The organism is Pedobacter sp. (assembly GCF_965227205.1).
Lineage (GTDB): Bacteria > Bacteroidota > Bacteroidia > Sphingobacteriales > Sphingobacteriaceae > Pedobacter.
The window spans coordinates 1,171,388-1,185,546 of the sequence record NZ_OZ245727.1 but is presented as its reverse complement, the minus strand read 5'-3'; the positions used below and the strand labels follow the sequence as shown (position 1 = coordinate 1,185,546).

Genomic DNA, 14,159 nt, shown 5'->3' with positions numbered 1-14,159 from the left:
CTGGTCAATTTGGTCCGAAATCCGGTGGTCAGTTTCCCGCGGAACAGGTGGTCAGTTTAAACCGAAACGGGGTGGTCAATTTCAGCGAAATCTCCACACTATCCATTTAAAAAGTATAAAGTTGGCACCCCTCCTATAACTGCACATCGAGATAGACCTATCGAAGAAATCCGCAAGATAAGAGACTGCATCACACTACCAGAATCAAGGGCGGAACTGGCACGTGACCTCTGCATGCTATCTTTTTATTTACTAGGAATGAATGCAGCCGACCTTTATGAGTTACCTAATCCAGAAGCTCTAGGCAAAAGAATAAACTACAATAGAGCAAAAACGCGAGGAAAGAGGAAGGACAAGGCATATTTTAGTGTTAAAGTTATAAAGGAAGCAAGCCCACTACTCGAAAAATATGCAGGTAAGCTTCAACTAAGATATTCTAATGCACAGGGATTAAATGCAGCATTAGATCAGGGCCTCAAGGAAGTCAGTAAAATTACAGGAATTCCTGGAATAGATTTTTATGATATCCGTCATTGCGTTGGTACTTGGGCACGTAGAAAATGTGGTTATTCAAAAGATGACGTTGCTGAGGCTTTAAATCAAACAGATAGAACGGTTACTGATACATATATTGCCCAGGACTGGAGTCTGATAGATAAAATTCAAGCTGATGTTGTTGAATTACTAAATCAAACCTCAAAGTAATTCCCTATTTCAAGAATTATGGTTCTTAATATCGATTTGGGTTCGATCAATTATAGATGGTATCTGGCAAAATCAATTTTTATTTATAACGCCTATAATACAGTTCTTTATTATCTGACTCATACTGTCACAAAACATCTCTTTTAGTTGAAATGATATTCTTTCGATTGAACCTCTATATACTTAGATTAGTATGATAACATGAAGTCGAATCGTTAATTTAAATTGAAATTTGGCAGCCAAAAAGGCAGATTTTTTCAAAGTTGACCACATAGTAATTCACGCAGGACCTGATATCCCCATAATCTCCTGTCGAGAATGTGGCCCCTATCGAATTTTGCTAACATCTCTTTGAGAGTTCTTTACGGAACCTCGGTTCAGCGGATTTCTCACCTTGTAAATCCTAAATTTTTCCCTTACAGTATAAAAGGCCATAATTGTCTTTATTTTCGAACATTCAAGATAGAGTTAAATCATCAACTTAACAATTTTATTAAATATCCATTTGTTGCATATATCATGCAATAATTTAACCTATTGCACATTTAATACAATAACCCGCGTTGTTGCATAGAACATTCGCCCGTTCCGGTATAGTCTTCATCGGGGGATCGAAAAAAGCTTCGTAAAATGTGAAGCTTTTTCCGTTTATGTTATTTCTATCTTTCAGCCATCTTTAAATCAGCTACACCTTCCATGTCCAGTTCATCTGCTTTATCAATTTAAAGCTCTGTATTCCCCTATACTAATCAAAAAAACTGAAATAAATCAATACCAAGCTTCTTTTTCTGCTTGGCAGTAAGTTCAGGGAATAAGTTACGGTAATAACCCACACTTCTTTTCTTATCGTTCAGAAATATTAAACCTCCACTGGAATTATAATCATTAACTGTCTGAATAAACTTCTTATCAAAGTTATCCCCCAGTTTTTTTGTACTCCTGTTCACCAGCCGGGTTTTTCCGGTTTTGAAGTTATAAATTATCAGTTCGGTCTGCGTATCAAAAAAACCTTTCAGGTAAGCGAGCTCTGTACCATCGGCATTAAATTTGAGTACCTCATCTAAATTGTAAGCGGTCAAAAGCACTTTGGTGCTTTTGCCTTTGGCAATACTATCAGCCATTAATCTGACAGAGTCCACAATTTTATTTCTGATAATATCTTTAAAGAGTAGCCATCCCGCTTTATTGATATAGGCAGCCTTTTGTCCGTTTTCTGAGATAACATAACGGTAGCCGTCAGCAGTTGTGAGCTTGTTGCAATTCAGATTTTCATCACAAACGACCATTGGCTGGCTTCTAAGCAAATCCTGCAGGATAATCCTGCCATGTCTTGCCCTGAAGCTAAAACGGTTTCCGTTGTCTGTCCATTTGATGATGTTCTTGATTTCAGCATTTTTAGGTAAACGTTCGAGTAAATCACTACTGTTAATTTTATCATTAACACTTTTGGTGTTAAGATTATAGACGACCAGTTTGTTTGCCATAGTCAGCACCAGCACTTTAGTTCCGTCAGGAGATACACTCATTGCCCTCAATTTTTTAAAGATAACTTTTGGCTGATGCCGGGCATCAGAAAGGATGGGATCCAGAACGAGGCTGTTATCGTCTGAAAGGTAAACCAGGGTATCCTGCAGTGAGGAAGCAAATAGCCTTCGCAGCGTACTTATGTAGCGGATTTGCTTAGGTGATTCATTGGTCAGCCATTGGTAGAGATGAAGTCCCCCGCCCTGCTCAAGCACCGAAAAAAAACGCCCTCCAGGAGAAAAAGTTATGTTTTGAAGGATATATTTCTCCCTATCGAGCATATCTACCCGGGTTTTGGTCTTGTTTTTATAATTATACAAGTAAGTATAGCCTTTTGCATTCTGATAGGAAATCAGCTCAGTCTGTTTTAAAAAGCCCATTTTATAATCGACCGGCACCTGATCTGAAGAAGCTAAACGCTGAGCATTTCTTTTGATGGAAAAAACCTCTACCCTGGAATCCGGGATAGTATCAAGCAAATCCGATTCAAGATCATAAATCATGACACTCCCATTTAGTGAATTACGGAAAGCCAGGTAATCACCACGCTCGCTTATCATCATATTTAATGCATTTTCAAGCGGCCTGGTTATCAGTTTGCTACCCTCATCAATAAGCGTCCAGACATTAATGCTGTTGTCTTTTTGGTGTACCGCAAAGCGCGCGCTGTCCAGCAAGTTTAGTTTATCTCCTCCTGCAATATCATAAAAAAGAACATTTTTCATCAGGGAAAAAATAGTATCCTTTTTATCGTTATAAAGGGTCTGGTGTGAATAATGATCCCAGAGACGGAAGGCAACCGCGTGGTTATTCTGACCGAAATATTCACTTGCCGAACTCTCAATATTATCATTGATAGCCCTATGAACCCGGTTATAAAGTAATGCAGCAACAATAATAAACAAGATACATCCTATCAGGGCAATCTTCAGATAATAACTGGTCCTGACCGCCTTAATTCTGGCCTGGGTAGCCTCATGTCGAAGTCTTCTCTCCTTTTCCAGGTCTCTCTGTTGTTTTATTTGTTCTTCCTGCAGTTCCCGCTGTTCCCTCACAAACTTCATGCGTTCCAAACGAAGCTCTTTAGACTTCTGGATGGAAGGAACGAGTTTATCATGGCTAAGTTCGAAAGTGTCCCTTCCCGGCAGGTGTTCCCTTCTTAGCAACCTGGAATTCACCAGCACATCTATCAATTCCTCATTGCTGAGCAATTTGGAGAGTTGCTTTTTAGTCAGTATGATCCGCTCCCCATCATTTACAAAATGATCCTCGAGTACAACTCTTAGTCTGTTGACCTGTTTCTCTGACCCGAGTTTTGAGGTTTGGATTTCATAAAAGGCATCCATGATGTTATCCATGTTAATACCCTTATCAAACAAATCCTGATTAAAAACAAAATTTTCATTCAGGCTCAACTTATGAAGAGATACTTCCTGCCGGACTTTCGCTTCTATAAAAAAACAGACAATTTGCAAAAGTGAACAGTCGACTTCCGACGTACTGGCGCTGATTAGTCCTTCAATAATTTTATTCAAAACATCCCCGCTTATAAGTATGGGAGGAGAAGCATATATATAATCGTCATTAGCTAACCTGCAAGGGCCTGTTATGGCCTCAAAAGCATTTTCTCTATTAAAAAACTTTAGTTCAAGCTGGTTATCAAAAATACTCGGAATAAACTTTGAAAGACTTTTAAGTAAAAAATAACGATCCGAGCGAATGGAAAATATCAGACTTGTTTTGGGCTGACTGAGCAATGTGTTTCCAGCCTCCTGCCGTTCAGCTGCACTGAGTTCACTGGCTCTTCGAAGGATTCGGACGGGCAACTGGCTATGGCAGACTTCTGCAAGCTGCCGCATAAACTCATTTTGTTCAAGAGGAAAATGACTGAAAAATTCTTCAAACTGATCGAAAATCAAAACCAGGGTCCTGCCTGGGTTAATACCCTCGAAATATGTATCTGCCAGCTTTAAATATTCCCACAAACGTGGAGGCGGATTCTGTGCTGAGATAACAGGTGGAATAAAATTTATGCCCTGTGATAAAAAGAACTTTTTTAAAGCAGATTCAATAATCTGAAGATGAACCAGTTTACCAGCCTCCCTGTTCCCTTCCAGATGCTGATTGGTAAAACGAATCCTAAGTGGCTCTCTGCTTATCAACCGCTTGCACTTCGTAAAAGCGGTATTTAAAAGTGAGCTTTTTCCTACACCTGAGGGACCGAGTAATATGATATGTCTGTTTGCCAGCACCAGAGATTCGAGCTGCTGCATTTCGGATTCCCTGCCAAAAAATATTTCTGCATCATTAGCCTCAAAGGAGCGTAGCCCCGGAAACCTGTCTTTTTGATTCATTTTAAAGAAGTTAATAGATCCCCAATGTCATTGGTTAGAAAACGCATATTGTATTCTCTTTGATAGTATGCTTTGTGCCTTTCCTCTACAAGAGTATTGTATTCAGTAATAGAATAATTACCCGGCTTATGCTTTAAATCCAGCACATCGAAGAGGATTTTGAAATGCCAGTCCAGAAAATCAAAACCGACAAAAAGACCGAAACTTGACTCCACCATTTCCCTTATCGCTTTTGGGATTCCGGGCTGTTTCTGATAAGCCCGTCTTGTAAACTCAACGGCCTGTTTTTCAGTGAACATTATAGAGGCTGGATTGGCGAAGGACCCAAATATATTGTAGACTATGGTTTTCTTGTTTCCCGAAGGAATGGAAAATATCGAGTCCGGATTATTGGTCTGATCATAATGCCCCTGAATACACCGGTCCTTAAAAAAATCCGGAATAATGGTATCAGGGTTTGTATTAATAATCAGCGGGAAATCCATCTCAAAAAGCTCATGATAAAAGCTGTTCATGATTCGGCCATCGGTATAAATTTTTTCAGCAGTGTAACCGGTCATCGAATTGAAAAATCCAGGACTCTGTTCGTAACAGTTGATGATATAACTTAAATTCTCCTCCTCATTGGTTTCAAAATAAATGTCATCCTCCATGAGACTCTGCGCCAGTTTTTTTGAAAGGTATTTATTGAAAGGAATATAAGCCCTTGAAATACTGTCCCTGCAGGTTAAAAACTCTGGCCCCAGAAACAAAACACAATCCCTGCCGGCAATCATTGACTTTATATGTGCTATCTGTTTTTCTAAAGAGTTTGCATCAATACTATCCTTAAAATCTTTCAGCTCAGATTCGTTAAATTTAGTAAGTAATGCAGCGATAAAAGCTTGTTCTTTATTTTGCGCGGATACCTGTTCGACTACGCTCTCCCAGAAGACTTTTGGCGAACCGTTCAGGTTAATGTTTTTTGTTTTTATCCCCGCAGGTTCTAAAAAGGCATTTAGCAGACTTTTATCCTGAATCAGTTTTATACCAAGCTCTACGAGTCTGTGCCGGTCCTGTTTATCTAGCATAGTTAATCCTGAATCGCATTTATAATTTTTCCAATCGCAATACCCTGGTTTCGCAGCATGGTTCCATCAGTTCCAGGTTCAGTAAGCAGCCCACCACTTTGATGAATCGCTACCACTTCCCAGTTGCTGTCAAACACGGGCGCTCCTGATGAACCCGGCTCTGTATCGGTCAGGTACTGAACAATACTTTCATCCGCATAAGTGACTATATTGTGGTAAAGTGCAATCTGTTTGTGACGACCTGCGGGATGCTGAACTATGTTGACATAATTTCCTTTCTCTGTTTTTGTATTTTTCAACTTTAAAGCGCCATATTGTGCATTAGCTTCCTCATCAATGGCCACCACTGTCCAGTCTTCATTTAGCGAGGTTCTGAAATAGAGCTCAGGCATCAGTTTGAAAACCCTGGGTGCCAGAACCGAACCATCTTCTTGCTCTTCATAATCGAAATCGATAGTAGCGTTTTTTGCCATTATTTCATTAGCGATAACATGATTATTGGTGATGAAAAGATTTCCTTTTATTAAAAAACCTGAGCCAAGGTGTGAACCCTTATCCGTTTCCACCCTTACCCTGGCTACCGCCTTGGCCGCCTTGATACCTGTAGTAAGAAAACGAATGGGTAGCAGGGTGTTCACATTTTTCATGATTTTTTCCCTTTCAGCGGGATTAAGCTGGGCCTTCCAGTTTAAAGCTTTTATATCCGGTCCCGGATTATAGTCCTGAACACTCTCCTCTCTGAAAGTTAACAAATGAGGATTATTAGGAAAGTGCTCAAGTAGGCTGTCAACAAGTTTATTCACCTCCCGGTTGACCATTGCATAGTGGAGAATATTCGTCCACATGGTTAACGAGCCGCCTTCGAAATCTATTACCGAAGTATTTATCCCTGCTGAGCGAACCATATTGAACGCTGCATTCTGAAAAGGTAGAATCAGGGATAAGGCATCCCTGAGTTGAGTAAGTTTTTTATCCCACATCATTAATTGATTATATAAATTTTATGTTATCCAGAGACTTCAATTCGCTGACCAGAGATTCATGTCCCACAAATGGGTCTATTTTTGTTAATCCGTCAAATTTGAGGCTGGTTTTTGTCTCAATTGAGGTTATACTGGTTTGATAGGTTTTAAAGGCACCATATACAAATTCCTGACCCATCAAAAAATCTTTTTGTGACATAATGTATCCTGTTGCACAAAGTTTACCAGTTTTTTCATGAATGAAGACAATAATTTTCCAGCATTCTATCGGAATCTGAATCCCAAAATGAACAGGATCGGTTTCTTCAAGAACGGGACCTGTAAAAACGCTTATTTTCATGTCGTCACCCTTCGCGTTCTGTAGCGCATAGTTCTCCAGTTCCAGCCAGATTCCTGCATTGAAAGTCTGCATCTGGGGGATAGCATTGGTGACATGCATAGAGTCTGCATTTCCCAGATGGGCTGCCTGGGCAGTTTCTCCCCAGGCCGGATCTTCCCTACGTGTCATGTGTCCACGGGAAAATTTTGGTGAATTTCCGTAACACTCCTCTCTAATCTGTAATGTTTCATCTATCCTTGGATCATACGCCCATCCCGGTCTTTTGGTTTTGCGGCACAAAGCGCCAAAAATATTGACCGCGCTGTAAAAACAAAGCCTCCTTTCCTGGTTCATTTCTACTGAAAAATGCTCATATCTGAGGACAGAATCTTTTTTCCCTTTGTTTTGATAATAGACTTTTTTTCCAGCTTCAGAAGTAATAAAGGGTAGTTTGACAACATTCTTATCACCAAGAAAAGTCTCTACGTACCCTTTTCTATTCTGATAGTCTTCCGGTTTTCCCTCTGCTGCAAATTCTTCTATGACAGTTTTATCCACCTCGGCAACTTTAGACTCCCCGTCTTTGTTAATGCTTATCTGCAATTTCTTTTTGGATACATAATCCAGAAGCGTTGATGCCTGAATGGCATAGTTTTCTTTATGGAATACCCCCCCGAAATGCAAGCCCGCCACGCTTCCACTCTCTACGCAGAGCACTAGAGAACCTGAATTCCCGCCCAGTGAGGTGCAATCATGGGTAAAAATGTTTTTGTCATAGTCTGCAACCATTACATTTCCCGGAGCGAGTCTTTTCACATCATATATATTGCCAAAAATCCGTTCTGCATCTACTGCGCTCAAAGGGTTGCGGAAGCCATCAAAGGCAGGGTAACCGACTGTTGAGATAACCTGACCGTTTGTTAGCTTTTTTGCCAGAATAGGTACAGGTTCCAGGCCACTGTTCTTTTTTAACCTTAAAAATGCGACATCAGGGTTTCCCGGAATTTCCATGAACAAGACTTCTGCCACTTCAAATTCTCGGCTGTTATGCTCATCCTGGTTCTTGCGGTATTCTTCCTTGAAATCAATTCTGGCCTCAATTTGTTTACCCAAATCATTTTTGACAAACACGAATTTTTTACCCTTCTCCATAGCAAACTCTGCAGCTACGTGCCTGTTGGTCAGGATAATATTTTCTTCAATCAGAAAGCCGGTTCCACCCCAGGACAGCCGCGGATGGAACTTAAACTCAATTCTTCCAACAGATGGAATACGCTGTTCGATATTCGACCTGTATGGTTCCAGCCGCTTCTTCCACTCATCCGCCTCGGCAATGGAAAAACTATTGTTTAAAATAAGCAGGCTTGGACGGTAAAAGTCTTTGATTACAGCCTCTAAAAACGGATTTACAGGTGCGGCGGATTCGAGTGTAGCTGAACTTCCTTCGATTACGGCCATGACAGTCTTATTGTCTATTCCGAATTTACCAGCTTTCTTTAGTTGATAACCTCCGCCAAGCCGTTCCCTTAATTCGGTAAAAAGCGCTGTATCATTCTGTTTTATAGTCTCAAAAATATTCATAGCTATAGTTAAAAAGATTATTTATCAAGGGTAACAAACCCACTTACAATGCTAAAGGCAATGAGCAATATGGATGCAATTCCGGTATGGTAAGCTATATCAGTTACCGTTCCCTGCAAAACTTCCCCTGAAGTGATATAAACCCAGAATAGATAAGCAAAGGTGGATACAATAATGTGCTTGATTTTAGGCTTTCCCGCCTCAGCCATTTTATTGAGATAAAATGGGGTAGCTATAAATCCGAAAAGGAAAATCCCCCAGATAACAAAAGGATATTGTTGATCGGTTTTGAATGTTTCTGCGAAGCCCATCATCGCCAGATATCCTCCAATGATTTCACTGGGTACAAGTGCTGCAACTTTGCTTAAATATTCAGATGCTGGTTTATCTCCTCCCTGTTTATTTTCCAGATATTTGTCTAGGCCTTTAGGTTTTGGGGTTTCGTAATAAAGTCTGCTCATAATCGTTTTTTACTTAATAATTAAAAGGTGCTTACTGATTTAGTTAAAAAATAGTTCTCAGTTATTTTCTGGTGCTGGCGATATTATAACTCAACCCAAAAAACCAGCTGTTATGAAGTTTATCGTAAGTGGGCACTGCTGTGGCAGAAGCCGGCAGATATCGGCCGTTTGCATCTGATTGCACCTGAGAGGAAAGTTGCTTAACTTTTGTCCAGGCTTTTCCAAAAGTTATTCCAACCATTTTCTCTCTGCCCAAAAGTATCCCACCACCAGCCAGGTAACGTGTCTTCCCGTCAAATGGAGAAATGGACAGGCCAATTCCGGGGCCTATCCTCAGCCAGGTGTCCGCTCTGTAGAAAAGGTGTCCGAATCCGCCAATTGATAAATCATTTTTCATAGACTCATCCCCCTTTACCGCTTTCTGCCCGTCAGGACGCGCTTCAAGATAGTAAGGCACATCAGAAAGGAAACGGGTATGAAAAAATCCGGTTGAGAAACTCAAGCCAAAATCTCCTTTATGAAAAGCAGTCTGGGTATTGTTGTACAAAGTGTCTTTGGTGTATTTATCAACCAGGATTAATTTCAGTTCGGTGATGTCTTTATTTGCGGTGAAGGTTTTGGATTTTCTGAATTTCACAGCTTTAAGTGAGGCAATAATATAATCTGCAAATCCAGGATAATTATTTTTTTTCAGCTCTTCCGCTCTTGAATTTGCCACTGCATAAGAGGAAACCAGGTCTGCATTATACTTCTTTAAATTCGGAATGAGGCTTTTTAATGCTTCAGCAGTAGCATTTAATACCGCAACATCCCCGCCAACGGCTTCACGTAAAGCCTCATCATTCGGCGCCTGATATTCAGCTACAGCAGCGGCGTATATTTTTTTCGCTAAGACGACATTTGGGGAATCTATTGATTTTTTATGGAGTTCGTCGCTTAATTCTTTAATCTTGTAAAGTCGCAACATGCGTGTATTTAAATCATTAATCAGTTTTGGGTCTAAAGCATTAAAGGATACACTACTGGAAATGCCTGGCGCAATAGGCTTTAAAACCTCGGGGAGAGCTGTGGAAATTTCAAAAAATTTGGTTTCCAACTTAAAAACGTGATGTGCACTATTTATATCTTTTAGTTCAACCAGGTAAGTTTTTCCCTTTACCAGAGAAAGTTTTTTAGGGCTAAACTCAATACTGCCGTTTTTATAGACAGCCTTAAGCGTATCTTGTGCCATAAGGCTGCAGGAAACCATGATCGCAGTAAATGCAATAAAAATTCTTTTCATTGGAGTTCGTTATTACGGTATTATAAGTTTTAAAGTTTGATTTAGGCTATAAAATCCTGGTATTTATCCAGCCTGATATATATTGCCCCACTCGTACAGTTGGACTGTCCCGATGCAGAACGTGAAGTGATACCTGCTACTTTCAGTTCTCCACCTACTTCGATATACGCCGGACCACCACTATCTCCCCAGCAGGATCCAAATCCTTGACCACCAGCAACAAATTCGGTTTTGGGGTTAAATGCAAATTTGTAGCTGTCTTGCTGGAGTGAAGTGCCGTCTTCCCTATCCAGACTCATTATTGGTACAATGACTTCTCTTTTTATGCCAAAACCTAAACTCCCTGAGTTACTATGACTTCCAAAACCAACCACCTGAATCCTCTTTGAAGCACGAATTTCATTGGTTGTAGCGATATTGACGGGCGCAGTTTTCGAAGGTCTGGATAGCCTTAGTAGACAGATGTCATTTGAATAACTACTATGGTTATAGTTTGGGTGAAGGATTGCGTCGCTAACGGTTACTCGTTCCGACTCATCGATGCTTCTAAGTGAAGTTACATCCAGAGCAACTTCAAATTCTCCGAAAGGTAGAAAACAGTGACCTGCTGTTATTACCAATTCTCTGCTTATCAGCACCCCGCTACATTTCCAGATCATGCCTTTATCAGAGCGGACGCCGACTAAACAGCAACTTGGAAAAGTGCCGGGCAAAACTTCTTCCCCACCAATTATCCATTGTAATTTTTCAAGCACTGAAAAATCAGGAACATCAGCAATGCTTTCCAGCTGTGGACTTGCCAATTCTTTGATAAGTCCCGCAAGGGCATCAACTTTATTGTTAAGCTGTGAAAAGGCTTCATGCAGATCAACTTCAGGATCTGAACAGTTGCAGGATTTTTTATGATTCACTTTAGAGCGTTAAAATTTGAAATAAAAAAATCTTTGGCATTTATGAAATTGGTAAATTCATAAATAAGTTTTAGTCCTTAGTAGTATATAGGTCATCTATGCACCACAAAATTTAATGTTTTTCTTGACGTTTGGTTAGAGTTAAAGCTCAGAATAAATGAGCTTTATATCAATACTTACTTTTAAGTATTTTTTAATCTGTTTCTAATATTGGACGTCCTACCAAATCTTATTTTATTGCCCCATTTTTGATGATTGAGGATCAAAAAAATCTGTTTAGAAAATAGATATTGCTAACAGTAAGATAGCACGTGCAAGAGACTTAGAGCTATGCGAAGATATTGATGCTTCACATTATCGTATCGTTAAACGAGAAGAAGAGACTAACATCGTAAAGCAAAGTCTTAACTGTTTCATTGCCCGTATTATTTGACAGCAACAATGAAAATACCATCAATCCATCAGGGGCAATGTTAATATTTATTGTGCAAGCCCCTGCACTTTGCAGGGCTTGCATTTCCGAAAAGAAATTAGTTTTCATTTTTCTTGAATTTTGGTTAAGTCAATACCGATTTCGAGTAGCCAATACCTGGTACAATCAGAAAAATCGTCTAAGCTGTCTTTAAACAGCATCAAAGTGTCGGTCAGATTTTCCGCATCGTCAACGTTGGATTCATAATATGAAGCCATAAAATTTCCGTAGACTGAGAAATCCGCATCGTTACAGATGTCAAAATGGGTAAGGCTATCGATTTCATTTCGGGCATGCTTTAAAATTGAATCCATGACCGCAAAGCAAGGGTCAATATCAATGTATTTAATCCCGCAATCCTCGCACAGTTCATCGATTGTTTTGAATGCCCATTCCCCATCGAAACCTGCCGATATGGCTTCCCGAACAGCAAAGTCGACATCCAAATAACCATAAGGACAGAATGCTTCTTTAAAAGCATCAATCTCTGTTTGTAAATTATCCATAAAAACAGCAGATTAAAACGGTAAATCGTCATCTTCTCCTTTAGCTGTCACAGTTGGGTTAACATCACCAACTCTATCAGTAGTAGCAGAAACCACATTGCTATTAGCAGTTCTACTGCCACCAAGCAGCTTAATTTCAGAGGTATTAAAGGTTAAATTTGCCCGAACCTCATTATCTGAACCTATATATGCATTTACACCTACCCTTCCGTAAAGCTGAACCATTCCCCCTTTTTTAAGGTATTCGGCAATGCCTGTATTTAGCCAATAAGCGCATTCAAAAAAGGTAGTGATTTTTTTGGTTTCACCTTTCGAGCGGTAAGAATCATTAATGGCGATAGAAAAGCTTACTACTTTTTTATCCTCTGCTACTACCCTAACCACAGCATCTGCGGTCAATCTTCCTGTAATTTCCATGATTTGAAATTTTTTAGTTTTACATAATTTTCTTACTCTCCTTCCTTTCCAAAAAATCTCTTCAAAAGAAAAAACGGAAAAAAAGAAAGTCCCGAAACATGTGTGCTCAAAAGGGAGACGCAGAGCTATAAGTCCCGAAGGGTGGTGAAGAGAAACGGAACCATTATGCGCTCGCAGTCGAGCGGGCACACGATATTCGCGGCCTTTTTATCCGTTTCGAATGAAAAGTATGTTTAGATTTAATTTTCAAAAATCTTTAAGAAAAAATAAGATGCTTTTGATTATTAGGATTAATTTATCTTCCTGGTTGAAATTAAGTTCTTGAGAAAATATAATACATAAAAGATAATTGGCAGGCAATTTGTTTGAGTATCAGTATAAATAGAGATCTTATTAGAATTGATTTACTATAAATATTAAATACTATTCCATATATTTGTACAAATGAAATCGGCAACTCACATATCAGAAGTTCTTCCACATCATCTTTTCTGGGATGTTAATCTATCTGATTTGGATGCAAACGAAGATAAGGATTTAATTATCCCAAGGGCACTCTTTGCCACGACCGAAAAAACATTTGATGAGGATATCAGCCGCTTAGAAAAATTCTATAATCATACCGAGATTGTAAAAGAGCTGAGGGCAACTAAAGAGCGGATTAGCAACTCGGTGTGTACGTTAGTCGCCCGCCGGTATCACGTAAAACATTTTTCGAGGTATTAATGGCAGCGGTCTCCGCGGAGTTGCTTGAAACCATTATCGAACTTCAATCGCTTACAAGCCTTAAGGAAGCTTATCTGGGCGGAGGCACCAACCTGGCGATTCGTTACAACCATCGTGAATCTGTAGATATAGACCTGTTTTTTTCGGGTATCATTGGAAGAGGTGGATATAAGGCAATAGAAGAAGAAGTTCAGGAGCACTTCGGTGAACGGATTTCAAATCTACACTACCCATGCGATAGGGACGACCAATATATTTTCCTGCGGTTTTGGATCAAAACAGGTAAGTTGACAATAAAGGTAGAAATTCTTCAAAACACTAATTTTCTGGACACAGTAGAAGAAGTTAATGGCGCACGGCTGGCCACAGTACGCGACATAGGACTTCTTAAACTGATGACTGCAGCCAACAGGGCTAGTTTCAAAGATATCTATGACCTTGATTATTTAACCCAGGAGATTGCTTTGGAAACATTATTAGATGATCTGAAAGTAAAACAGGAAACTTACAATAAAGAAGAACACAAAACCATCTTTGATCAAGATGACGAAAAAAGCCCTGTGAATGATCCCTTGCTACTTCTAAAATTTGAGGAGCATGCTATTGCTAAGAAAGACAGACCTGCCCATAGTGACCCCCGGATCATAGTTGAGACCGGCAGCAAAAATTTAATGAGCGCTAAATCAAGCTACCGTAGAAAAGTGCGGGTACTATGTAAAAAATTAGGAATAGCGTTTCCAGAAATACAGCCTTTAAATTAACCATTAACCCGTTCGGTAGAGTTCAATGCAGCAATGTTTGATAACCGTATTCTGAATCAAACTACACAGTTCCCATCGGTCATGTGT

The 14,159-nt window shown here is 39.7% G+C and carries 13 protein-coding genes; 3 read left to right on the top strand and 10 right to left on the bottom strand.

Features of this window, described 5'->3' with window-relative positions:
- Positions 1 to 258 precede the first annotated feature (258 nt).
- Positions 259 to 705, top strand: coding sequence for a hypothetical protein (locus ACO05K_RS04975; RefSeq protein ID WP_421943355.1), 447 nt, complete (start codon positions 259 to 261; stop codon positions 703 to 705).
- Positions 706 to 1,454: 749 nt separating this feature from the next.
- Here the strand turns inward: ACO05K_RS04975 and ACO05K_RS04970 are convergent.
- The 10 genes from ACO05K_RS04970 to ACO05K_RS04925 form a co-directional block, all read right to left on the bottom strand.
- Positions 1,455 to 4,583: a hypothetical protein gene (locus ACO05K_RS04970; protein WP_421943354.1), complete on the bottom strand. Its 3,129-nt coding sequence runs from the start codon at positions 4,581 to 4,583 to the stop codon at positions 1,455 to 1,457.
- Entirely contained in the window at positions 4,580 to 5,653 is a 1,074-nt protein-coding gene (locus ACO05K_RS04965; RefSeq protein WP_421943353.1) for an SIR2 family protein, read from the bottom strand. The genes ACO05K_RS04970 and ACO05K_RS04965 overlap by 4 nt, the downstream gene beginning before the upstream one ends.
- Before the next feature lie 2 nt (positions 5,654 to 5,655).
- Positions 5,656 to 6,636 carry a trypsin-like peptidase domain-containing protein gene (locus ACO05K_RS04960; protein WP_421943352.1) on the bottom strand — a complete coding sequence of 327 codons (981 nt, stop codon included), beginning with the start codon at positions 6,634 to 6,636 and terminating at the stop codon, positions 5,656 to 5,658.
- 7 nt (positions 6,637 to 6,643) lie between these two features.
- Complete coding sequence (locus tag ACO05K_RS04955; protein ID WP_421943351.1) at positions 6,644 to 8,536, bottom strand: DNA/RNA non-specific endonuclease; 1,893 nt, start codon at positions 8,534 to 8,536, stop codon at positions 6,644 to 6,646.
- A 17-nt stretch (positions 8,537 to 8,553) separates the two neighbouring features.
- Positions 8,554 to 8,997, bottom strand: coding sequence for a hypothetical protein (locus tag ACO05K_RS04950; RefSeq protein ID WP_421943350.1), 444 nt, complete (start codon positions 8,995 to 8,997; stop codon positions 8,554 to 8,556).
- A 61-nt stretch (positions 8,998 to 9,058) separates the two neighbouring features.
- Complete coding sequence (locus ACO05K_RS04945; protein WP_421943349.1) at positions 9,059 to 10,279, bottom strand: hypothetical protein; 1,221 nt, start codon at positions 10,277 to 10,279, stop codon at positions 9,059 to 9,061.
- A gap of 41 nt (positions 10,280 to 10,320) precedes the next feature.
- Positions 10,321 to 11,190, bottom strand: coding sequence for a S1 family peptidase (locus tag ACO05K_RS04940; protein WP_421943348.1), 870 nt, complete (start codon positions 11,188 to 11,190; stop codon positions 10,321 to 10,323).
- A 349-nt stretch (positions 11,191 to 11,539) separates the two neighbouring features.
- Positions 11,540 to 11,731: a hypothetical protein gene (locus tag ACO05K_RS04935; RefSeq protein ID WP_421943347.1), complete on the bottom strand. Its 192-nt coding sequence runs from the start codon at positions 11,729 to 11,731 to the stop codon at positions 11,540 to 11,542.
- Complete coding sequence (locus ACO05K_RS04930) at positions 11,728 to 12,168, bottom strand: hypothetical protein (protein WP_421943346.1); 441 nt, start codon at positions 12,166 to 12,168, stop codon at positions 11,728 to 11,730. Before ACO05K_RS04930 ends, ACO05K_RS04935 begins: the two co-directional genes overlap by 4 nt.
- Positions 12,169 to 12,180: 12 nt before the next feature.
- Positions 12,181 to 12,585 carry a single-stranded DNA-binding protein gene (locus tag ACO05K_RS04925; RefSeq protein WP_421943345.1) on the bottom strand — a complete coding sequence of 135 codons (405 nt, stop codon included), beginning with the start codon at positions 12,583 to 12,585 and terminating at the stop codon, positions 12,181 to 12,183.
- A 444-nt stretch (positions 12,586 to 13,029) separates the two neighbouring features.
- Between ACO05K_RS04925 and ACO05K_RS04920 the strand changes: the two genes are divergently transcribed.
- On the top strand, positions 13,030 to 13,311 hold the full coding sequence (locus ACO05K_RS04920) for a DUF6922 domain-containing protein (protein WP_421943344.1): 282 nt from the start codon (positions 13,030 to 13,032) through the stop codon (positions 13,309 to 13,311).
- Positions 13,311 to 14,072, top strand: coding sequence for a nucleotidyl transferase AbiEii/AbiGii toxin family protein (locus tag ACO05K_RS04915; protein WP_421943343.1), 762 nt, complete (start codon positions 13,311 to 13,313; stop codon positions 14,070 to 14,072). Before ACO05K_RS04920 ends, ACO05K_RS04915 begins: the two co-directional genes overlap by 1 nt.
- Positions 14,073 to 14,159 lie beyond the last annotated feature (87 nt).